This is a genomic window from Paraburkholderia sp. GAS448 (assembly GCF_050435685.1).
Lineage (GTDB): Bacteria > Pseudomonadota > Gammaproteobacteria > Burkholderiales > Burkholderiaceae > Paraburkholderia.
Map to the genome: position 1 here is coordinate 50,222 of NZ_JBNDKT010000008.1, position 21,660 is coordinate 71,881.

The 21,660-nt window shown below is 63.8% G+C and carries 19 protein-coding genes and 2 pseudogenes; 10 read left to right on the forward strand and 11 right to left on the reverse strand.

What is annotated here, in order from left to right:
- The first annotated feature begins 123 nt into the window (after positions 1–123).
- Entirely contained in the window at positions 124–1,071 is a 948-nt protein-coding gene (locus P3T23_RS16875; protein ID WP_429317301.1) for a quinone oxidoreductase family protein, read from the forward strand.
- A 172-nt stretch (positions 1,072–1,243) separates the two neighbouring features.
- On the opposite strand, the gene P3T23_RS16880 is transcribed toward P3T23_RS16875, so the two are convergent.
- Both P3T23_RS16880 and P3T23_RS16885 read right to left on the reverse strand, forming a co-directional pair.
- Positions 1,244–1,681, reverse strand: coding sequence for a MarR family winged helix-turn-helix transcriptional regulator (locus tag P3T23_RS16880; protein ID WP_429317302.1), 438 nt, complete (start codon positions 1,679–1,681; stop codon positions 1,244–1,246).
- Between the two features lie 349 nt (positions 1,682–2,030).
- Positions 2,031–3,089, reverse strand: a complete 1,059-nt coding sequence (locus tag P3T23_RS16885) for an NAD(P)/FAD-dependent oxidoreductase (protein ID WP_429317303.1) — start codon at positions 3,087–3,089, stop codon at positions 2,031–2,033.
- A 415-nt stretch (positions 3,090–3,504) separates the two neighbouring features.
- On the opposite strand from P3T23_RS16885, the gene P3T23_RS16890 reads away from it, so the two are divergent.
- The gene (locus P3T23_RS16890) at positions 3,505–3,636 is read left to right on the forward strand and encodes a hypothetical protein (protein WP_429317304.1); all 132 of its coding nucleotides are present in this window, start codon (positions 3,505–3,507) and stop codon (positions 3,634–3,636) included.
- Between the two features lie 78 nt (positions 3,637–3,714).
- Positions 3,715–4,134 (forward strand): rubredoxin, encoded by a 420-nt coding sequence (locus P3T23_RS16895; RefSeq protein WP_429317305.1) that lies wholly within the window; start codon positions 3,715–3,717, stop codon positions 4,132–4,134.
- A 28-nt stretch (positions 4,135–4,162) separates the two neighbouring features.
- Here P3T23_RS16895 and P3T23_RS16900 read toward each other — a convergent pair.
- Together P3T23_RS16900 and P3T23_RS16905 are read right to left on the reverse strand one after the other, a co-directional pair.
- Positions 4,163–4,297: pseudogene (locus tag P3T23_RS16900) on the reverse strand (isoprenylcysteine carboxyl methyltransferase); the annotation flags it as partial.
- Between the two features lie 28 nt (positions 4,298–4,325).
- Positions 4,326–5,087, reverse strand: a complete 762-nt coding sequence (locus tag P3T23_RS16905; RefSeq protein WP_429317306.1) for a DUF4410 domain-containing protein — start codon at positions 5,085–5,087, stop codon at positions 4,326–4,328.
- Positions 5,088–5,288: 201 nt separating this feature from the next.
- Between P3T23_RS16905 and P3T23_RS16910 the strand changes: the two genes are divergently transcribed.
- A complete protein-coding gene (locus P3T23_RS16910) occupies positions 5,289–5,546 on the forward strand; it encodes a hypothetical protein (RefSeq protein WP_429317307.1) in 258 nt (85 codons plus the stop codon).
- Here the strand turns inward: P3T23_RS16910 and P3T23_RS16915 are convergent.
- Together P3T23_RS16915 and P3T23_RS16920 are read right to left on the reverse strand one after the other, a co-directional pair.
- The gene (locus P3T23_RS16915) at positions 5,488–6,483 is read right to left on the reverse strand and encodes an aldo/keto reductase (RefSeq protein WP_429317308.1); all 996 of its coding nucleotides are present in this window, start codon (positions 6,481–6,483) and stop codon (positions 5,488–5,490) included. The genes P3T23_RS16910 and P3T23_RS16915 overlap by 59 nt on opposite strands.
- Before the next feature lie 307 nt (positions 6,484–6,790).
- The gene (locus tag P3T23_RS16920) at positions 6,791–7,729 is read right to left on the reverse strand and encodes a LysR family transcriptional regulator (protein ID WP_429317309.1); all 939 of its coding nucleotides are present in this window, start codon (positions 7,727–7,729) and stop codon (positions 6,791–6,793) included.
- A gap of 131 nt (positions 7,730–7,860) precedes the next feature.
- Here P3T23_RS16920 and P3T23_RS16925 point away from each other — a divergent pair, with 131 nt between their 5' ends.
- The 4 genes from P3T23_RS16925 to P3T23_RS16940 all read left to right on the forward strand — a co-directional run bounded on the left by P3T23_RS16925 (position 7,861) and on the right by P3T23_RS16940 (position 11,050).
- On the forward strand, positions 7,861–8,715 hold the full coding sequence (locus tag P3T23_RS16925) for a class I SAM-dependent methyltransferase (RefSeq protein ID WP_429317310.1): 855 nt from the start codon (positions 7,861–7,863) through the stop codon (positions 8,713–8,715).
- Entirely contained in the window at positions 8,712–9,548 is an 837-nt protein-coding gene (locus tag P3T23_RS16930) for an MFS transporter (protein ID WP_429317311.1), read from the forward strand. Before P3T23_RS16925 ends, P3T23_RS16930 begins: the two co-directional genes overlap by 4 nt.
- 49 nt (positions 9,549–9,597) lie before the next feature.
- Positions 9,598–10,101 carry a hypothetical protein gene (locus P3T23_RS16935; RefSeq protein ID WP_429317312.1) on the forward strand — a complete coding sequence of 168 codons (504 nt, stop codon included), beginning with the start codon at positions 9,598–9,600 and terminating at the stop codon, positions 10,099–10,101.
- 181 nt (positions 10,102–10,282) lie between these two features.
- The gene (locus P3T23_RS16940; protein WP_429317313.1) at positions 10,283–11,050 is read left to right on the forward strand and encodes a Pr6Pr family membrane protein; all 768 of its coding nucleotides are present in this window, start codon (positions 10,283–10,285) and stop codon (positions 11,048–11,050) included.
- 50 nt (positions 11,051–11,100) lie between these two features.
- On the opposite strand, the gene P3T23_RS16945 is transcribed toward P3T23_RS16940, so the two are convergent.
- The 3 genes from P3T23_RS16945 to P3T23_RS16955 form a co-directional block, all read right to left on the reverse strand.
- Positions 11,101–14,124, reverse strand: a complete 3,024-nt coding sequence (locus tag P3T23_RS16945; protein ID WP_429317314.1) for an FAD-binding and (Fe-S)-binding domain-containing protein — start codon at positions 14,122–14,124, stop codon at positions 11,101–11,103.
- Positions 14,125–14,131: 7 nt separating this feature from the next.
- Complete coding sequence (locus P3T23_RS16950) at positions 14,132–15,424, reverse strand: MFS transporter (RefSeq protein WP_429317315.1); 1,293 nt, start codon at positions 15,422–15,424, stop codon at positions 14,132–14,134.
- A 208-nt stretch (positions 15,425–15,632) separates the two neighbouring features.
- Entirely contained in the window at positions 15,633–16,853 is a 1,221-nt protein-coding gene (locus tag P3T23_RS16955; protein ID WP_429317316.1) for a pyridoxal-phosphate-dependent aminotransferase family protein, read from the reverse strand.
- A gap of 160 nt (positions 16,854–17,013) precedes the next feature.
- Here P3T23_RS16955 and P3T23_RS16960 point away from each other — a divergent pair, with 160 nt between their 5' ends.
- Entirely contained in the window at positions 17,014–17,739 is a 726-nt protein-coding gene (locus P3T23_RS16960; protein WP_429317317.1) for a GntR family transcriptional regulator, read from the forward strand.
- Positions 17,740–17,748: 9 nt separating this feature from the next.
- Positions 17,749–17,892 (forward strand): annotated as a pseudogene (locus P3T23_RS16965) (LysR family transcriptional regulator); the annotation flags it as partial.
- A 17-nt stretch (positions 17,893–17,909) separates the two neighbouring features.
- Here the strand turns inward: P3T23_RS16965 and P3T23_RS16970 are convergent.
- Both P3T23_RS16970 and P3T23_RS16975 read right to left on the reverse strand, forming a co-directional pair.
- The gene (locus P3T23_RS16970; RefSeq protein ID WP_429317318.1) at positions 17,910–19,007 is read right to left on the reverse strand and encodes an asparaginase; all 1,098 of its coding nucleotides are present in this window, start codon (positions 19,005–19,007) and stop codon (positions 17,910–17,912) included.
- Between the two features lie 92 nt (positions 19,008–19,099).
- Positions 19,100–21,610: a transglycosylase domain-containing protein gene (locus P3T23_RS16975; RefSeq protein WP_429317319.1), complete on the reverse strand. Its 2,511-nt coding sequence runs from the start codon at positions 21,608–21,610 to the stop codon at positions 19,100–19,102.
- Positions 21,611–21,660 lie beyond the last annotated feature (50 nt).

A 21,660-nucleotide genomic window follows, 5' to 3' on the forward strand; every position in this document is an offset into this window, starting at 1 on the left:
TAGCCGGCCAGGCACTCGATCAGCGCACCGGAGCGCAGGTCGTCTTCGATACTATCCGTTCGGGAGACTGTTCACCAGCCGCCTGTCACGCAACAATGCTTCATCCCATCCAGCGAGACCATCATGAAAGCCTTGCGATTCGAGCAACACGGCGGCCCGGACGTCCTCTCGCTGCAGGATGTCCCGACACCAGCGGCCAGTCCGGACGAAGCCGTCGTCAAGATCATGGCGGCGTCGATCAATCCGAGCGACGTAAAGAACGTCGCCGGCCGGATGAGCCAGACGACGCTGCCGCGTACGCCCGGGCGGGACTATTCCGGGGTGGTGGTCGAGGGGCCGCCGGCATGGGCCGGCGCGGAGGTGTGGGGCTCGGGCGGCGACGTCGGCTTCACCCGCGACGGCACGCACGCGGAGTATGTTGTCGTGCCGGTGGCGGCGTTGCGGCGCAAGCCGGTCACGCTTTCGCATGAAGAAGCGGCCTCGATCGGCGTGAACTTCATCGCGGCCTGGTGCAGCGTGGTCGAAGCTGCGCAGGTGCAGGCAGACGAAACAATCGTCATCATCGGCCTCGGAGGCGTGGGTGGCGCCGCCGCCCAGATCGCAAAACGCATCGGCGCGCGCGTAATCGGCGTGGGTCGGGGTGGCGCAGCCCACCCGTCCGTGGACGAGTGGGTCAATTCCTCCGCCGAAGATGCCATCGCGCGCGTGCGCGAAGTCACGAACGGTGGCGCGGCAGTGGTGTTCGATACGGTCGGAGGATCGATGTTTGAGACCGCGCTGCCTATGCTTGCGGTGCGCGGCCGACTGGTCGAAATCTCGGCGACGGACCGGCGTCAGGTGACCTTCGATCTGGCCGACTTCTACCACAACGAAAGCCGTCTGCTCGGCGTGGATACGCTCAAGCGCGATCTCGTTGCTTCGGCGGATCTGATGGAAGCGTTGCGGCCCGGTTTCGAAGACCGCAGCTACGTTCCGCCAAAGATCGCCGGGCGCTTTTCGCTCCACGACGCGCAGGCCGCCTATCGTGCCGTCGCAGGAGGCACGAGCGGCCGCGTGGTGTTGATCCCATAAAAGCGCCCCGCCTCAAACCGGAATCCATCCTGTTCGCGGTCTTCCTCGGTGCGCTTGCCGCGTTTCCACCGATCTCGATCGACCCTTCGCGATCCGCGTCACGGCGGCGTTTTCATTTAACTGTGATTTTGTTTTCTGACCAATCAGATAAATAGACAAAAAAATTTGCCGCTCAGTCGCCAAGGAACTTGGTCAGCAGGCGTTGCAGTTCCTTGAATTCCGCCCTGGAGAAATCCTTCAGGCGGTTGTTCAGCACGCCAGGAGCGACCTCGGGGAGCTGGCTCGCGACTTCCTCGCCCTTCTCCGTCAGCTTCAGATTGACGACCCGGCGGTCTTCGAGGCTGCGCGAACGTTCGAGCAAGCCCTTCGTTTCGAGCTTGTCCAGCATGCGGGTCATGAGTCCCGTGTCGATACCGAGCAGCTTTGACAGCTCGAACGGCGTGGTGGCGATGCCGCTCGTCAACGACAGCAGGATGCCCATCTGCTGGCTGGTGATGTCCAGATCCTTCAGGGCCGCGTCCATCTCGGTCACGAGAACATTGCGTGCCTTGTTGATCGCGAAGCCTACGCTTTGCGTCAACGAAAAGCTGTTTTTTGTGTAGTGCTCCATCGTCGGCTCCTGTTTGTTAGAAACAACAATATCTGATAAATCAGATATTGTCAATAATAGTTTGTAACAGCAGCGTCGGGAAGAACGCCCCACCACCGCGATCCCGTTCCGGTGACGGCAAGGGCTGCTGCCAGGATGTGATGACCTGTCTGCTCGAGGATCGCGGCGTGCAGGAACTGCTCAAACGCCATGACATCGACGCACCGCGGATTATCCAGTGCCTTGCGAGGCAAGACCGGAAAGGCTGACGCGCTCGCGGCGAGGGGCAGCCGCCGTTCGAGGTATGCATTGCACGCGGTCCGCACGGATCGCGGCCCGCGTGGCTTGTACAACGCGCTGCACCTCTGCGCTAATGAGCCGTCGCGGCGACGCGTTCCGCCAGCTTGGTGTCGTAACTCGAATGCACGTGAACGCGTTTTTTGTCCGGGTACGCGTAGCTGAACGCCTTGCGCAGCGCGAGCGACGCCTCGTGAAATCCCGACAGGATCAGTTTCTGCTTGTTCGGATAGTTCGCGATGTCGCCGACCGCAAAAATGCCCGGACGCGAGGTCTCATAGTTCGATGTGTCGACGTTGAGCCGGCCAGCGACGCTTTCGATGCCCCACGTGGCAATCGGCCCGAGATCCGCGACGAGACCGTAGAGCACGACCAGATGCCCGGCGTCGATCCGTGTGGTCACGCCTCCCGCCTGTTTGACGTCGATCGATTCGAGCGTGCCGCCGGGCGCATTCAGCGCGCCGATTGCACCGACGATGAAGTCCATCTCGCCGGCATCAACTGCCCTCTTCATCTGGTCGACACTTGACGCCGTCGCGCTGAAGCCGTTGCGCCGGTGAACCAGCGTGACGCGCTGCGCGACCGCACGCAATGCGAGCGCCCAGTCGAGGGCAGAATCGCCGCCGCCCGCCACCACGACCTTGCGATCAGCGAAATCCGCCAGGTTGGCGATGCTGTAATGAACATGGCGGGTCTCCAGCGGCGCCGCTTCGTCGAGCATCAGCCGCTGCGGCACAAATGCGCCGTTGCCGGCGGCCAGCATGATCGCGGCTGTGTCGAACACGAGACCACGATCGGTAGTGACGCTCCAGCGTCCGTCGTCACGCCGCTCGACGGTTTCTACCCGTTGTTCGAGATGAACTGGAACGTCGAACGGCCGGCATTGCTCCATCAAGCGGTCGACCAGTTCGCGCGCCGTGCACGAGGAAATGGCGGGAATATCGTAGATCGGCTTGTCGGGATAAAGCTCAACGCACTGGCCGCCTACCCGCCCGAGCGCATCGACGATCTGGCAAGACAGGCCGATCACGCCCGCCTCGAATGCCGCAAACAAGCCGACCGGGCCAGCACCGACGATCAATACATCGGTGCGCAGCGGCGCTGTCGCCGATCCGTGTGCGTCTAAAGTCATTCTGCACTCCTGTTGCCTGACCGACGCGCAGATCGCGTGTCGATGACCCAACATACAGAAGCAACCGCGCACCGGCAACGAAGACACCACAGCAGGTATGGACGTCGGCGCTTTCGATACGCCGCCGCGTACGCGTTGGCGCTGCTTCGCCCGCGCGCTGATGGCAAGCCGGGCTGAACGGTCCGACGCAGGCTGCGACGCCGTCTGACTACCCTCAGGAATTGCTGCATCTACAACCAGTAGTCAATCAAAGGCGCGCAAGCGTCGATAATTGCGGCTTCGGCATCGACTTCATCTTGCCCCGCGCGCCGTGCCGCGCCCATATTGACGGACCACCCCAACTTGGGGTAGAAGGCTAGCGGCCCGACAGGGCGCGCCCTGTACAATCCATCCCGAACCGAAACAGAAACCTCACGTGACTTCATCCCGCTCCACCGCCTCGAATCATCCTGCCACCTCGCGCAAATCCCTCACCCTGATGCAGATCCTCGGAATCGTCGGAGCCTTCGGACTGATCGGCTCCCTGCTGCTGAATCTGCTCGTCTAACCGGGCGGCCAGTGCCCGCTTCACTCCTGCGCACAACGGCCGGCGCCGACCGCCGGCCGCATCACCGGTCGATTTACCATGTACAAGAAGGGCGTAGCCGTAGAAATCCAGTTCTCTCCCGAGCGGCTCAACGACGGCGCAGGCGATCCGTACTGGATCGATCTGACGATGGACGAAGCACAACGCCTGCTCCAGTCGTTGCAGACCCGGCTTGCCGCAAGCGGCACGGGCACCGACGCACCGCTCGTCGTGAGCCTCGATGACACCCAGCCGGCAGATGCAGCCATCGACGCTCCCGCCACCGGCACGGCCGCCTCTCCAGCCAGCGACGATTTCAGGCTATGGGTCTGTGTGATCTGCGGCTGGATCTACGACGAGGGCGCCGGTCTGCCCGAAGATGGCATCGCGCCCGGCACGCGCTGGGCGGATGTTCCGGCTGACTGGCGCTGCCCGCTGTGCGACGTCGGCAAGGAAGACTTCGCGCTGGTCGAGTTCTGACACAGCGCGGGCGCAGTGCGAATGGCCCCGCGTAGACAATCAGGTTCTGCAAGCCGAAGTTCGCAAGCAGAAAGCCGATGTCTGCGACAAGGTATCCGAAGTAAATCGGATGGTGCATGAAACGATAGGCACCGCGCGACACGATGCCCCGGTTGGCCGGCAGAGTGAGCGAAGCAGTCGCAACGGATTTATCAGTCCACGCGCCCAGCAGGCACCCACCCATTTGCCGCACCCAACGCAGCCACCTGCTTTGCGATCGAGTCGGCGAGGCGTTTCGCGTCTGCCGGAATGCTGTCATGCCTCGTCTCGGTCGCGGCATGCAAGCCTGCGCCCGTCGCCGCGGCTGTCGCGACGTGGCCGGCCGCCGCACCCACTCCAGCGGTTTCGACGACGCCGGGCGCCTTGCCACTGTCCGCGGTTGCCGCGAAGCTTTGCAGGGGCACCGGCGAACCACCCGCCGGCTTGTACAGAAGCTGAACCGACGCGCCGACCTCGCTCTTGCCGGCCCCAAGGCCGATCAACACTCGGCGTCTGCGGTTGCCCGCGTCGATCGTCTGAAAGCTGCCCTCGACGAGCAGCGCATTCTGGTTTGCAGGCGCCGGCACATCCGAACGTTCGGCATGCAGCCCCATCGATTGCAACTTGCGCACGATTTCATTGGCCACCTGCTCACGCGCTTCGACCGCATCCTTGTCCTGCTCGTCGGCCTCCGACGCACCGGAGAAGCGGGCCTTCAGTTTCTGCGCCATTCCGCTGTCGAGCTTCACCTGATCGGGCGTGCTGTCGAATGAATACACGTAGATGGTGTCTGGCCGCACTTGAGGAAGAGCGGCATAGTGGCTTACGTCGGTGACGCCCCCGGCGCACCCCGCAAGAAGTAGAGACCCCGCAACCAGTGCCGCGCTTGCCAGGCGAGTTACCTTGTGAGCTACGAATTCCAATGAAGTAAACATGTCGATCCAGTCATCGGCACTGTCGTGCCGTCAATTGTCGAAAAGATGTCGCCGACAATCATTCGATCCACTGGATCATCAACTATCGGAGATCACACGCGCACGGGATGCGGCTTGTCTGCTATCTGTGCGAGCCGCAACACGCTGACGCGAGTATGGGAGGAACCGGCTTCGAACGCCACGCGGGAATTATGTCGAACCATGTCACCGAAGCGCTGCTGCGCGGGCATACCGCTCGCGTTTTACCGCCTGATGGGCGAGCAGCGCGTAGAGTTCAGGCCTGCGCGCTTTCAGCCCGCGCTGTCCCTCGCTGTGGGCGACGCGCGTCAGATCGAGGTCTGGCAGGCCACCCGCGACGATCCGGCGCTCGACCGGTTCGTCGACCTCGTGCGCGAGGAGCTCAGCGTGCCGCGTCGCCCATCCGGTATTCGACAGTCGCGTCGTCGAGTTGAGCCTTGAGCTGCCCGTCGAGCGCGAGATCCGCCGCGGCAAGCGTATCGGTCAGCTGATCCGGACGGCTTGCGCCAATGAGCGCTGACGTAATGAGCGGATTGGCCAGCACCCAGGCGACGGCAGTCTTTGTCAGCGATTCGCCGGTTTGTGCGGCGATGTCACGCAGTTTGTCGATCGTTTCGAATTCGCGCCGGTGCCAGTAGCGCTCCTGATACATCGCACCGGCCTTGCCCACCGTGGCGGTAAAGCGGCCGGCCGCGGGCGGCGCGTCGTGACGGTGCTTGCCGGTCAGGAGGCCGCCCGCCAGCGGGTTGTACGGAATCACGGCGAGCTGCTCTTCGCCGGCGAGCGGCAGCAATTCGCGCTCGATCTGGCGGAACAGCAGGTTGTAGCGCGGCTGGACCGACACGAAACGCGCCACGCGTAACACGTCCGCGCGCCCCAGCGCCCGCGCAAGCCGGTACGCCAGAAAATTCGACACGCCGATATAGCGCGCCTTGCCGGATTGCACGATGGTGTCGAGGGCTTCGAGCGTCTCGTCGAGCGGTGTGTCGGGATCGTCGGAGTGCAGCTGGTACAGATCGACATAGTCGGTGCCGAGGCGCTGCAACGACGCATCGATCGCGTCGAGCAGATGCTTGCGCGACGCGCCCTGGTCCCACGGCGACGGCCCGACTTTGCCCACCGCCTTGGTCGCGACGATGAACCGGTCGCGACGGCCCTTCAGCCAGCGCCCGACGATTTCCTCGGTGCGGCCGGCCAGATTTTCGCCGCCGCCGAGCGGGTAGACGTCGGCGGTATCGATGAAATTCACACCTGCTTCGGCCGCCTTGTCGAGAATGCTGCGCGACGTTTCTTCTTCGGTCTGCAAGCCGAAGGTCATCGTGCCAAGGCACAGACGAGAGACGGTCAGGCCGGTGCGGCCGAATTTGCGGTATTGCATGATGAACTCCTCGAGACGGGGGTTACATGGCGCCGGGCGCGCAAAGCGGAAAGAATAACCGCTGCGCCTGAATTCTGTGGGCCGCCCGCCGGTTTCGTTACGGATGCCTTGCACGACGCGGCCGGACGCTATTGAAACGAAAAGCATGAGATGCCGCAGGCCATTGCGACGAGGCGGCCGGGAACGTAAAGCGCGACTGCGAAGAAACAGCACTGCCACCAGTTGCCGGGAAAAGAGGATTCCCGGCCGACGCGACATAAAAAAGCCCGCTGTCACCGTGAATCGACAATCGAGTTCGACACAAAAGTCATCGTGTACCGGGGACTTTGCCCTGGCCTGCCGGGCGGCTCTTCACGTGATCGATGAACGCACGCAGCTTCGGCATGATCTGCCGACGGCTTGGATAGCAAAGAAACACACCCGGCATTACCGGCGCAAACGGCTCCAGCACGTGCACCAGTTTTCCCGCTCTCAGACCTTCAGCAGCCAACGGCTCAGGGAGCTGGGCCAGGCCTATACCTTCGACTGCCGCACCCAGCATGGTGGGAAAATCATGGGCGATGAGAGGGCCCGATACGGCGATCTCGATCGCGCGGCCGTCGTCGTTGAATGACCACGGCGCGAGCGCACCGTTGGATCGCCGCCATCGCAAACATGCATGTTGACGCAGATCGTCCGTGTGCCTGGGCCGGCTGCGCCCTGCCAAGTAGGCAGGGCTGCCGACGACGATGAGACGAAACGGGGGCGTCAACGGTACCGCGACCATGTCGGCGTCGACGAACTGACCTAGCCGGATACCGGCGTCGAACCCTTCCGCTGCAAGATCGATCAGCTCCTTGCTTGTGGCGATCTCCACTTCGACCTCGGGATAGGCCTGGCAGAAGGATGCAATCAGGGGTTCCAGCAGAATCGGCACCACCGCGCGCGGCACGGAAAGACGCAACAATCCGGCGGGCCGCTGGCCGAGTCCGCGCGCAACCTGACTGGCGGCGACAAGCTCCTCGAAGGCAGGCTTTGCGCGCGAAAGAAACCGTTCGCCAGCTTCGGTCAGGCCGACACTACGCGTGGTACGCGTGAAGAGCGCTGCGCCAATGCGCTCTTCAAGTACACGCACCGTCTGGCTGACGGCCGACGGCGTCACCCCGAGTTCCGCGGCTGCCCGGCGAAAACTGCGATGCTGGGCAACGCTCAGGAACACCTCCACGCCATCGAGCGCGCCCTGCCTGACTGTGAAGTTCTGCTTCATAGCCCGTCAACATTGTGATGAATAGTCGCTCGCGAGAGGCCATGGTACACCTACGCCTGCAGATGAGGAGTCACGCCGATGTCGACTCGCAAACCCCGAACAATCCGCCAGCACCGTGGAGGAACCTTGCAATGACTGATGCACTTGATGGCGTGCGCGATCACTATCGCGCGACCGGCCTGACCGGGCGGCTGAAGATCGCGCTCACGGTCCTTGGGCCGGAGGATCAGCGGCTCACACCGCAGCAACTGGGCGCCCTCGACCAGTTTCACACCCGTGGGCTTGCTGGCACTGCCGAGCTTGCCAAACTGGCCGGGATCACCGCCGACATGTCGGTGCTGGACGTCGGTTCGGGCGTTGGCGGGCCGGCCCGTTTTCTGGCTGCAACCTATGGCTGCCGGGTGACGGGTATCGACCTCAGCGAACCGTTCGTGGAGGCCGCACGCTATCTCACACAGCGCACAGGGCAGAGCGAACAGGTGTCGTTTCATACCGCCAGCGCGCTGGAACTTCCCTTCGACGACAGCCGTTTCGACGTCGTGTTGCTGCAGCACGTGGCGATGAACATCGCCGACCGCGCCCGGCTTTACCGGGAGATCGAACGCGTGCTGAAGCCAGGCGGCAGGTTTGCGACGTTCGACGTCGTCGCAAACGGCAGCGAACCGTACTACCCCGTTCCGTGGGCGCGAACGCCGACAACAAGTTTTCTCCTGACGGCCGACGCAACACGCGAGGCGATCGAACAAGCAGGTTTCCGCACGCTGGCATGGCAAGACGACACCGAGGCCGCCAAGGCCTGGATCACCCAACTGCGCGCGTCGGGGCCGCCGCCCTCGCTAAATCTTGGCGTGGTGATGGGGCCGGACTTCGCACTGCTTTCCGCCAACCTGGGGCGAAATCTCCTGGAAGGCCGGCTCGGTATTCTCACTGCGGTGTTCGAGGCCGCGGCCACGAAGACACGGATTCACATGGAGAACCGCTCATGAACGCCGCCCCTATTTCTGCTGGTATCGTCCCGCCGCGTCCCGCCTGGCGCAGCCTGCTTTGGCTCATCCCGCCGACGGTCCTGTGGATTGCGTTGATCTACTGGCAGCCGATCATCCCGGCTAGCGGCGTTCCGACCACGGCCCACCAGCTGACGGCCCACATGTTTATCGCGCTCGGTTTGTGGCTCGGCCTCGAAAACGCCGACCTGACGCCGGGCCAACGCCGCACAACCTGGCTGGCGGTCATGATCCCCTACACGCTTTGGTTCGCGCTCGCCTGGAGCGCGGCGATCAATGGCGTCTTTCGCATCGACGCCTCACCCCCACCTGTGCCGTTGCTGCCGTTGGCGATCTTCCTGCCGGTGATCATCGGCGCGCCGCTGTTACTGTTGTCGAAGCGGGTGGGGCAGGTGCTCGATGCGATGCCGGCGACCTGGCTCGTCGCTCTTCAGCTTTACCGCGTATTCGGCAGCTGGGCTCTCGCTGCCTGGCTGAATGGGGTGCTACCCGGCGTGTTCGCGTTGCCGGCTGGAATTGGCGATGTGCTGACCGGCCTGTTCGCCGTGCCGGCGGCAATCGCCGTGGCGAGCGGTACGGCTCAAGGGCGCAAGGCGGCGATCGCCTGGAACATTCTCGGCCTCGCCGACTTCGCCGTCGCGATTACCTTGGGGATGATCACCACGCCCGGGCGGTTCCAGTTGATCGTTCCGAATGTGCAGAGCATCGGCGCCGGCGCTTATCCGTATGTGCTGACCCCTGTTTTCGTGGTGCCAAGCTCGATCCTGCTGCACGCGCTGTCGCTGCGCCAACTGCTCCGACGACGCGCCGGCTGATCTCCTTCCTGGCCTTCAATGCGCCAGACAACACCTGACAGGAGGCAACATGTCACCGGAACTTCTCTTCCAATTGCATCTCGTTCTGGGGTACGTCGCCTGGCTGCTTTGCTTGCGCGTCTACGTCTGGCCAAGGTTCAAGTCGATGGACCCATTCGAAGCGCAACGCGCCATCGCCACCTTGCACAGTTTCCGTTTCTTCGGGCTGGTCTTCATTCTGCCGGGCGTCGTCAGTCCCGATCTTCCTGCCAGCTTCGCCGTGTTTGCCGCATATGGCGACTTCGCAACGGGAGTGCTGGCGATGCTGGCGCTACTCACGGCAAGAATACGCCCGCTCTTCTGGCTGTTCGTCGTAGCCTTCAATGTTGTGGGGGCCACCGACCTCATCCTCGACTACTACCACGCTATCCAGGCCGATCTTCCGGCGCGTGCGGGAGAACTGGGCGCCATGTACGCGATTCCGGTCATCTACGTGCCTGTGCTGATGATTACGCATGTTGCCGCCTTCTATCTGCTGCTGCGCCCTCAGCCCAAGGCGGCTCGCAGCTATTGATCTTTCCGTAACGCTGCCGCGCGCCCTGCTGCGTCTCCGGTCTCGTTGCGCCCCCCGTGACGGCTGAGCGGCTGGAACCGGGCGCACTGTCAGACTGCCAACGAATATGACCTGGTCGTAACAGTTATTAGCAGATGCGTGCCGCGCCGCGGGAGCGGATTGCGCCGTATAGAATCGCCGTATGTCTTCCCATCCTTCACCCCACCCGTCACCCCACCCGCCTCAACGCGAGCCGGACCTGCCGCTGCACACGCCCAGTGTCGCGTCCGTTTCGATGGCCGCCTTGATTGCGCTCATCGCGTGGCTCGCCTTTGCTGCGCAGACCGACGTCACGATCGGCAGATTGCTGTCGCGGGGGTTGGGCGTGCTCGACGCAGTCGAGCGCATGAGCAGCTATCTGACGAACCTGACGGTGCTCGCCGCCGCGATCTGTTTTTCCTGCGTGGCAACGCGGGCCAGCTCGCCGCCTGGCCGGTTCTTTCGCAAGCCTCCAGTGGTCACGGCGATCGTCGTCTATATCGTCTTCGTGGGGCTCGCCTATAACGTGCTGCTGCGCCATCTCTGGACCCCGTCAGGCTATCGGGCGCTTCTGAACGAATGCCTGCACACGGTCGTTCCTCTGCTGGCGGCGCTGTACTGGGTGCTGTTCGTCCCCCGCTTTCATCTGACGCTGCGCAAGTGCCTGCTCTGGCTCGTCTATCCGCTGTGCTACCTGTTCGTGACGTTATGGCGCGGCAGCACGACGGACTTCTATCCCTATCCGTTTATCAATGTCAGCGAACTCGGCTATCCGCAGGTGCTGTTTAACTCGGCACTCCTGATTCTCGGTTTTCTCACGCTCATGGCTGTGTTTCTCGCGATCAATTACCGTCGGCGTCATCCACTGGATTCGGCGTCCCGTAGACCGGACCCCAGTCTCCTCGACGACGCCAACGATCTTCGACGCTGACGGCCAGTTTCCCTGTCACACACGACGCAACCCATGCATCCGCCGGCCAGCTAAAGCGCCTGCGCCAGCACGCGCGCGACGTGCAGCGCTTCGACCTGTGCGCCGTCGTGAATCTGATGACGGCAACTGGTGCCGTCAGCGACCACGATATCGCCGGCGTGCGCCTGCCGGACGGCGGGAAGCAGCGACAGTTCCGCCATCGCCTTCGACGCCGCGTAATGCTCGGCCTCGTAGCCGAAGCTGCCCGCCATGCCACAGCACGATGATTCGATCGTCTTCACCTCCAGCCCCGGAATCCAGCCAAGCACGGTCTGCACTGGCTGGAAGGCGTCAAAGGCTTTCTGGTGGCAGTGTCCGTGAATCCAGGCGCGCGGCGCATCGAGCGGCTTGAGGTGTAGATCAAGACGGCCGGCCGTCTTCTCGCGGACAAGGAATTCCTCGAACAGGAACGCGAGCTTCGACAGTTCACGGGCCTCGTCGCCATAGCCGTATTGCAGGAATTCGTCGCGCAGAGACAGCAGGCACGACGGTTCGAGCCCGACAACCGGCACGCCTCGCTCCACGTACGGCCTGAACGTATCGAGCATGCGCCGCGCTTCGTGCTTCGCTTCATCGACCAGCCCCGCCGCGAGGAAGGTGCGCCCGCAACAGACCGGACGCTCGCCGGTGCGCGTGTTGAAATGCACCTTGTAGCCCGCCGCTTCGAGCACCTGCTGGGCCGCACGTGCGTTGTCGGGCTCGATGGTGTCGTTGAAGGTGTCGACGAACAGCATCACTTCCTTCGCCGCCCCCGACGAAGTCGCGGCGCCTGGGCCCGAAACCGCGCTCGCCAGAAACGAGCGCTGAAACTGCGGCAGCGAACGCTCGACCGCGAGGCCCAGAGCGCGCTTCACGAGGTTCGACAGCACCGGCAGGCGGTCGGCAAGCGACATCAATCCTGGCGCACGGCTCGCGTAGCGCGCATAACGCGGCATGAACGCGACCAGCTTCTCGCGCAGACCGACGCCGTGTTGCTTCGCCCACGCGGCGCGCGCCTCGATCTTGAACTTCGCCATGTCGACACCGGTTGGGCAGTCGCGTTTGCAGCCCTTGCACGACACGCACAGATCGAGTGTCTCCTTCACTTCGATGCTCGCGAGCCCGTCGGCGCCCAGTTGTCCGGACACCGCCAGCCGCAGCGTATTGGCCCGCCCCCGCGTGACGTGCTGCTCGTCTCTCGTCACGCGATAGCTCGGGCACATCGTGCCCGCGTCGAACTTGCGGCAATGACCGTTGTTGTTGCACATCTCGACGGCCTTCGCGAGGCCGCCGCTCAGGTCATCGCCGGTGCCCGGCGCGCTTTCAAGCCCGCTCAGCGGATCGCGTTCGACATTCCATGCCGACCAGTCGAGCGTGGTCGCAAGCGGCCTCTCACGATAGCCCGGCGCGAAGCGAAAATTGCTGGTGTCGTCCATCCTGGGCGGACGCACGATCCTGTCGGGATTGAAACGGTTGCCCGGATCGAAGAGCTGCTTGATCTCGCTAAAGGCCTCGTTGATGCGCGGGCCGTATTGCCAGGCCACCCACTCGCCGCGACACAGACCGTCGCCGTGCTCGCCCGAATACGCGCCCTTGTATTCGCGCACCAGCTCGGCGGCCTGCTCCGCGATGGCGCGCATCTTCGACGCGCCGTCGCGACGCATATCGAGAATCGGCCGCACATGCAGCGTGCCGACGCTTGCATGCGCATACCACGTGCCTTCCGTGCCGTGCCGGTGAAAAACCTCCGTGAGCCGGCTCGTGTATTCGGCGAGATGCTCGAGCGGCACCGCGCAATCCTCGATGAACGACACGGGTTTGCCGTCGCCCTTCATGCTCATCATGATGTTCAGGCCCGCCTTGCGGACGTCCCAGAGCGCCTTCTGCTCGCCCGCATCGGGCAATTGCACGACCGAACCCGGCAGGCCCAGATCGCCCATCAGTTCCGCGAGGCGTGTGAGCCGTTGCAGTTGCTCCCCGCGGTCGTCGCCTGCGAACTCGACCAGCAGAATCGCCTGCGGCTGTCCGGCGAGCGCCTTCGCGATCACTGGACGGAACGACGGATTGTCCATCGCCAGATCGATCATCGTGCGGTCGACCAGTTCCACTGCCGAAGGCGCCAGCCTGACGATATGTTGAGTCAGATCCATCGCCTGATAAAACGTCGGGAAGTTCACGACACCGAGCATCTTGTGCTTCGGCAGCGGCGCAAGCCGGAGAGTCAGCTGCCGGCTGAACGCGAGCGTTCCCTCCGAGCCAACCAGGATGTGGGCGAGATTCGCGATGCCGTCGTCGGTATAGGCGCGCGGATTCTGGCAGTCGAACAGATCGATGTTGTAGCCCGCTACGCGCCGTAGCACCTTCGGCACGCGCGCTGCGATCTCGTCACGCTCGCGCGTGGCGATCCGTCGCAGGCCGTCGAGAATTTCGTTGATGCGCGCGCCCTGCGGCTCCTCGCGCAGCGACGCAAAGCGTGCTTCGCTGCCGTCGGCGAGCACGGCGTCGATCGCGTCGACGTTATGCACCATGTTGCCGTATTCGATCGAACGCGAACCGCATGAATTGTTGCCTGCCATGCCGCCGATCGTGCACTGCGCGCCCGTCGACACATCGACAGGGAACCACAAGCCGTGCGGCTTCAGCCACGCGTTCAGGTGATCGAGCACGACGCCGGGTTCCACCGTCACGCTACGCGCCGCGGCATCGAAGTCGACGATGTTGTTGAGCCACTTCGACGTATCGACGACGAGCGCTTCGCCCACTGTCTGGCCGCACTGGCTCGTGCCCGCTCCGCGGGCGAGGAGCGGCGCGTTTTCGCTGCGCGCAACGTCGAGCGCCACGCGAAGGTCGTCCTGATCGCGCGGCACGACGACGCCGACCGGCATGATCTGGTAGATCGATGCGTCGGTTGCATAGCGTCCGCGGCTGGCGGCGTCGAACAGAACCTCGCCGCGCAGCGCTTCGCGCAGGCGCCGGGCAAGCGGCGTTGCGAGACGGCTCGCCGACGGCACGAGATGAACCGGCTTGACGGGCAGACCGGGGGTAGCGTCGTTCATGGCGGCCTCAGGATTTCGCGCCCAGTCCGGCAGCCGCCGAAGCGGAGGCATCCGGCCTCGGTTCAAAGCGGCTCTCCGGCTGCATGCGCAGCGCGAGGACGACACCGACCGCCATCAACGCCATGCTGCCGACGAACGGCAGTTCCCAACTGCCGAAGCGGTCGATCAGAAAGCCCGCCAGCACCGGCGAGATGATCGCCGCGAGCGCCGAACCCGTGTTCATCATGCCGCTCGCGGTGCCGGAATAAGCCGGCGCGATGTCCATCGGAATCGCCCACATCGGGCCGATCGTCATTTCCGAGAAGAAAAAACCTCCGGAGAGGCACATCATCGACAGATACACGTTGTGCGTGAACATCAGCGGCACAAGCGCCAGCAGCGCCAGCAGCATGCACACCGACACCATCCAGCTGCGCGCACGTTTCAGGCTGCTGGTGCGCTCGAAGATCCTGTCGGTGACGAGGCCGCCCAGCGTGTCGCCCAGCACGCCCGCAAAAAACACGGCGGACGCGAACACGGCGGATTTGGCGAGGTTGAGCTGGTAGTTATGCAGAAAATATTGCGGAATCCAGCTTAGAAACAGCCACAGGGTCCAGCCGTAACAGAAGTAGACGATCGTGACCGGCAGCATGCGCTTGAAGAGCGGCGAGAACGGCACCTTCGGCGCTTTGGGCTTCGGCGCGGGAAGCGCCTCGAGTTCCTCGGGCGTAATGCGAGGATGATCCTTCGGATGTTCGGTGAAGGTCAGATACCAGACGGCCACCCACACGAGGCTGATCGCGCCGCAGATATAGAACGATTCGCGCCATCCATAGCGCGCCATCACCAGCACGATCGCGGCGGGCGCCACGGCGTTGCCGATGCGCGCCGCCGCGTGGGTGATGCCCTGTGCGAAACCCCGCCGTTCTTTCGCAACCCAGCGCGACATCGCGGCGGTCGCCGCCGGGAACGTGGCGCCCTCGCCGAGACCAAGCAGCAGGCGGGCGGCGACGAGCGAAACGAAGCCGCCCGCGAAGCCTGTCAGCAAAGTCGCGACCGCCCAGAGCGCGCCGCAGACGATCAGCGTGCGCTTCGCGCCAAAGCGGTCGCTTACCCAGCCACCGATGACCTGGAAGACGAGATACGGCCACGCAAAGGCCGAGAACACAAAGCCAATCTGCGTATGCGAAAGACTGAACTCCTTGCCGAACCCGGCTGCCGCAGTGCTGACGTTCACGCGGTCCAGGTACGTGATGAAGTACATGATGCAGAGCATGACCAGAACGATACTGGTCGCACTGGTGACGCGAAATCGTTTCATCGTCTGTCTCCGTTATGTAGCGCTTGCGACGGCGCGCCCACGATGGCGCACGCGGGTCGGCTCATGACCCTCGCGCCCGGGCGGCCGCGTTCTTTGTGCGGCTCGTCGATGCCCGGGTGCGGGTTGACTCATGCTGGTTCGGTCGTGTCGGCATCCGGCATGCGCGCGGACAGGCGCTTGCCGGGCGCGACCCGATCGACCGCGGCGGTCAGGCTGCGGCCTTCAGCGATGCAGTTTTCGCCTGCGCAGTCAGCCAGGCCATGGCCTCCGGCAACCCGCTTGCCGCAAGCGGCACGCCCGCCAGTTGCAGCCCCATCTCGCAACCGGCGAGCGTCGCGAGCAGCGTCAGGTCATTGCAGTCGCCGAGGTGGCCGATGCGGAACATGCGCCCTTTCATCTTGCCGAGGCCCGTGCCGAGCGACATGTCGAAGCGCTCGTAGATCACCTTGCGCACCGCGTCGGCATCGATCCCCTCGGGCATCATCACGCCGGTCAGCACCGGGCTGTAGACAGCAGGGTCGGCGCACTGGATCTCGAGCCCCCAGGCCCGCACCGCGCGACGGCACGCTTCGGCCAGACGCTCGTGGCGCGCGAACACGTTGTCGAGGCCCTCGTCGAGAATCATGTCCAGTGCTTCGGACAGGCCATACAGCAGGTTCGTGTTCGGCGTGTAAGGCCAGTAACCGGTCTTGTTCATCTCGATGATTTCGCCCCATGCCCAGAAGCTGCGCGGCAACCTGGCATGCGCACTCGCGGCAAGCGCCTTCTGCGAAACTGCGTTGAAACTGATGCCCGGCGGCAGCATCAACCCTTTCTGGGAACCCGACACGGTGACATCCACGCCCCACTCGTCGTGCCGGTAATCGGCGCACGCAAGGCCAGAGATCGTGTCGACGAGCAGGAGCGCCGGGTGACCCGCCGCATCGATCGCGCGCCGCACCGCCGCGATATCCGACGTCACGCCCGTCGAGGTTTCGTTGTGCACGACGCACACCGCCTTGATCGTGTACTGTGTGTCGGCACGCAGGCGTGCTTCGATCATCTGTGGCTCGACGCCGCGCCGCCATCCCTCGATGCCCGGCAGGCCGAGAAACTCCGGCTTCAGGCCGAGGCTCTCCGCCATCTTCTTCCAGAGCGTCGCAAAGTGGCCCGTCTCGAACATCAGCACGGCATCGCCCGGGCTCAGCGTGTTGGACAGCGCGGCTTCCCACGCGCCCGTGCCCGACGCCGGGTAGATCACCACCGGCTGCTGCGTCTTGAAGATCTTCTTGATGCCGTCGATCACCTTCAGTCCCAACGCGCCGAACTCCGGCCCGCGATGGTCGATCGTCGGATAGCTCATCGCCCTCAGGATGCGGTCCGGCACCGGGCTCGGCCCGGGAATCTGCAGGAAGTGGCGGCCGGCGGGATGAAAGTCTAACTTGAGCATGCTGATTCTCCGTTTGAATTTTGCATGCAAAAAACTATATCAACCTGAGCCGCCAAAATCCAAGGCAAATTAGTCCGTGTTTACCCTGCCTGTTGTTCGATGTTCTTCGGGCAGCTAACCTGCGGTAAAATGCGCTCGAACCCTTTTCGCGGATTTTTGTATGCAAAATTCGGACCTTGAATCCGGCAGTCACCTCGCGCCGCTCATGCCGAAAGTGGAGCGCCAGCGCCTTCACGACACGGTGGTCGACCACATCCGGCGGTTCATCGTCGAAGGCGTGCTCGAACCGGGCAAGAAGCTCAATGAACGCGAACTGTGCGAGACGCTGGGCATCTCGCGTACGCCGCTGCGCGAAGCGCTGAAGGTGCTCGCGGCTGAAGGCCTCATCGATATCTGGCCGAACCGCGGAGCGTCGGTATCGAAGATGTCCGAAGCGGAGTTGCGCGAGACCTTCGAACTGATGAGCGGGCTGGAGGCGTTTTCAGGCGAACTTGCGTGCGAGCGGATCACGCCTGCGGAGATCGCGGAGATCAAGGCGTTGCATTACGCGATGCTCGCCTGCCGCGCGCAGAACGACCTCGCCGGCTACTACAGCCGCAATCAGGCGATCCACGACAAGATCAACGAGGCGGCGCGCAATTCGGCGCTGCGTCAGACGTATATCGCAGTGAACCGGCGCCTGCAGGCGCTGCGCTTCCGTTCGAACTTCCAGATCCCGAAGTGGGACCGCGCGATCCACGATCACGACGAGATGCTGAAAGCGCTCGACGATCGTGACGGCAAGCGCCTCAGCGCCATCCTTCGGCAGCACCTGCTGGACAAGCGCGATGCGGTGCTTCAGGTGCAGTCGCGGGAAGAGGCCTCAGGTTCGAACCTGAAGGCCTGAATGGTGGTAGCGCGCCGGCGCAGGATCGATTTGCGCGATGTCGCTCAGGAGCCGTTCATCCTGTTTCCGCGCGCGGTGTCGCCGCATTATCACGACCTGATCATCGCGCAGTGCGTGAGTGCCGGGTTCAGTCCGCTCGTCAGGCATGAGAGCGGGCGGGCGACCCGTCTTTATTGGCGCTGCGGCTCGAGCGTGAGCGAACAGGTCAGGCGTCCGGTTTCAATCCCCATCGTGTTGAGCATCCGTGGCGAGCGGTACGCTTCAAGCCGCGCGCACTGCTCCGCTGTTCCGATGTCCAGTTGCGTGAGCAGTTCGGCGACGATCGCGTACAGGACCGTCGTGTTGCCGTCCTCGACCTTCACCGCTATGCCGAGTGCGCCGCGTGCCCCGAGCTTCGCAGTCCGATCCGAAGCGCGGACACCGATCGCATAGCTCGCCTCAGCGCCGACTTTCCCGACAAGGCCACCATTGAAGGCCTGCATCAACGCGGTACAGAAGCGTCCTTCGCCCCCGACGAGTTCAGGCCAGCCCGTCATCGCACGATAGATTCGCGCGAGCGCGGCCGTTCGCGGCGAGACAGAGACCGCGGAGCGAGCGGTGGAATCGGTGGCATCGGCGAGCTTCGCGAACAGACGCGCGAGGCGATCGAGCGGAAACGCGGGCGTCGGCAGATTGCAGCCGTCGATGGACCATTGCACGCCATCGTCGGGAAGATCGCAAACCTCGGCGACCGTGTGTTTCACCCTGACCTGCAGCGGGTGGTCGGGAAGCTGGTAGTCCTTGATCGCCGCGCCGATCGCCTGTGCGCCGGCCAGCATGCCGACGTGCTTGCCGGAACAGTTGCTGCATACGGCATCGGGGACGAAATCGCGCTTGATCCACGACCGGTACACCGCTTCCGACAACGGCGGATGGCCGCCGCAGCGCATGTCGGCCGCGCTTGCGTGAACTTTCGCCAGCATCTGCCGGGTGCGCTCGATATGCCTGTCCTCACTGTTGTGCGAGGCGCACATCAGCGCGAGGTCGGCTTCGTCGAACCCGAAACGCTCGAGCGCACCGGTCTCGATGATCGCGAGCGCCTGGGCAGGCTTCGCCGCGGATCGGGCGAGCGTCACGCGTGACGGATTGCCAAACGTGTACAGCAGCCGTCCATCGGCATCGACGACGGCGACATGCGCAACGTGGGTGTTTTCGACCGCATCGCCACGATAGACGGTGGCGGCAACGCTCCTGTCAGGTTCAACCGACCCGGCTTCGAGTGGCGTCATATGCATCCTCCTGAATCAGCCGCTGGAATGCCTGGCATTTTACGCACATCTGTTGTGCAGTCGACCGTCGCTAGCCGACCGCCCTGCAAGGTTCAGTTGCCATCCGACGGAGCCACACCCGAGGTAGCCGGCGCGGCGGACTGAGCGCTCTCCGTCGCCCCTGTATCCGCCGACGGCACATCCGGCGTAGGTGTCGGCGCCGAAGCCGGCTCGCCTTCGGGGAACCCGCCGCCATTCTGCGGGGCGGCTGGCGCTTTCGGCGGCAATACAGGCAACAGCGGCGGCTCAGCCAGAACCGGCGCACTGGCTGCCTGCGGCGGCTGAACATCGGTTCGCGGCTGGATATCGGCCGGCGGCGTCGACGGACGACGCGGCGCGCGGCGAGCTTCAGTAGTCGATGGTTGAGGCTTCGGCGCCGGCGCAAAGAGTTGCTGGAACCACGTGTGAATCTTTTCAGGCAGCAGGTCCAGCAGGCCCTTCTTCTCTTCCTTCACAAAACGCACGCGCGGGTCGACGAGCCGCGACCTTAGCGATCGCTGGAAGAAGTCTCCGACGATCGGCAATGCGCTGTGCGCGCCCTGCCCCCAGTAATCGCTGCGCAGCGTGACCCGGCTGTCGTTGAAGCCCACCCATGCCCCCGCCACGAGTTGCGGATGCATCATGATGAACCAGCCGTCGGCGTTGTCCTGGGTCGTGCCGGTCTTGCCGGCCACATCGGCGCGAATACCGAACCGGCTGCGAATGCTCGACCCCGTGCCACGGTTGATCACGTCACGCATCACATCCTGCAGCGTCTGGGCAGCGTCGACCGACAGCGCCTGCTCGGACGACTGCGGCGCGAACTCCGCCAGCACGTTGCCGTTGCGATCCTCGATGCGCGTCACCATCACCGGCTCGATATACGCGCCATTGTTGGCAATCGTGCCGTACGCCGAGACCATTTCCTTCAGCGTGACAGGGCTCGTGCCCAATGCCAGCGAAGGCACGGGGTCCAGCTTGCTGTCCCTCACGCCCATGGCGCGGGCCACACGCGCCACCTTGGCGGGCCCGACCGTCTGCATCAGCTGGGCCGTGATCCGGTTGCGCGAATACGCGAGCGCGTCGCGCAGGCTGATCGGGCGCCCGCTGGGTTCGTCTTCGTCAGTGGGCCGCCAGATCTCGCCACCAGCCAGCTGGATTTCCACCGGCTTGTCGTCGAACGTATCCTCGGGCTTGTCACCCTGCTCGAACGCCGCGCCGTAGACGAACGGCTTGAACGTCGAGCCCGGCTGGCGGCGCGCCTGTTGCACGTGATCGAACGGATCCACGCTGAAGTCGCGGCTGCCTACCCAGGCCTTGATCTGGCCGTTGCGCGGGTCCAGCGCCATGAAATCGGCCTGGACCCGGGTTTTGTCCGCACATAGCTGCTGGACGAAGTCCCGATCCGACGCGAGCCGCTTCAGCGCATCTTCGTCTGGCAGGCCCGAATCTCTTGCCGCGCGATAGTCCGGCGTCTCGCGCATGAAAGTCCGGAACAGGTCCTTGTCGCCGGAGCAGCCCGAACGCGTTCCCCACGCCGCGTTCGCAATCGACTGCAGCTGGTTGCCCTGCAATACCACCGCCTGGGTCGCCATCGTCTGCAGGCGGGAATCGATCGTGGTGCGCACCACGAGGCCATCCGAATAGATGTTGTAGTCGTTGCGATCGGCCCATGCGATCAGCCACTTGCGCAGTTGCTGCGCGAAATGCGGTGCAGGTCCTGGCGGCTCGGTCTGCCGCTCGAAATCGACGCGCAACGGGCGACGTTTCAGCGATTCAAACGTCGCCTGATTCAGCTTGCCGTATTTGACCATCTGCTCGAGCACGGTATTGCGCCGCTGCAACGCCCGCTCGGGATTGATCACCGGGTTGTAGTAGCTGTTGCCTTTGAGCATGCCTGTGAGCGTCGCGCTCTCGAGCACGGTCAATTGATCGGCGGATTTGTCGAAATAGGTGCGCGCCGCCATCTCGATGCCGTATGCGTTGTACAGGAACGGTACGGTATTGAGGTAGGTTTCGAGAATCTCTTCCTTGCTGTAGACAGCTTCGATCTTGAGCGCCGTGATGGCTTCCTTGATCTTTCGCGTGAGCGTCGGCGCGCGGCCGATTTCGTCGGGATACAGGTTGCGGGCAAGCTGCTGCGTGATCGTCGAGCCACCCTGGCGCTCACCTGAGAACGTATGCAGCGCGGCCGACGCCGTGCGCCGCCAGTCAAGGCCGTAGTGCTGATAAAAGCGGTGGTCTTCGGTGGAGATCAGGGCATCGACCACGTGCGGCGAGATGTCGGCAAGCTTGACCCACTCGCGGTTGCTGGGCTTGAACTCTGCGAGCAGCTTGCCATCCGCCGACAGCACCTGCGCGGGCTGCTCCACCTTGGCCTTGCGGATATCGCCAATGCTGGGCGTGAACGGAATCAGGATCAGCACGTACAGCAGGACGATGGCCGGCACGGCGGCCAGCGCGATCGCCAGGCCCCGCCACGTGGGATGCCGCAGCCGGTGCAGCGCTTCGGCGCCGAAGGGCCTCACGCGGGCGAGCAGTTCCTTGCAATAGTCACGGACAACGGACAGATCTGGGCGCTTCACACTGACATACCATCGACGGGAAAAGGCTGCATCCTACCAAAATGGCGAAG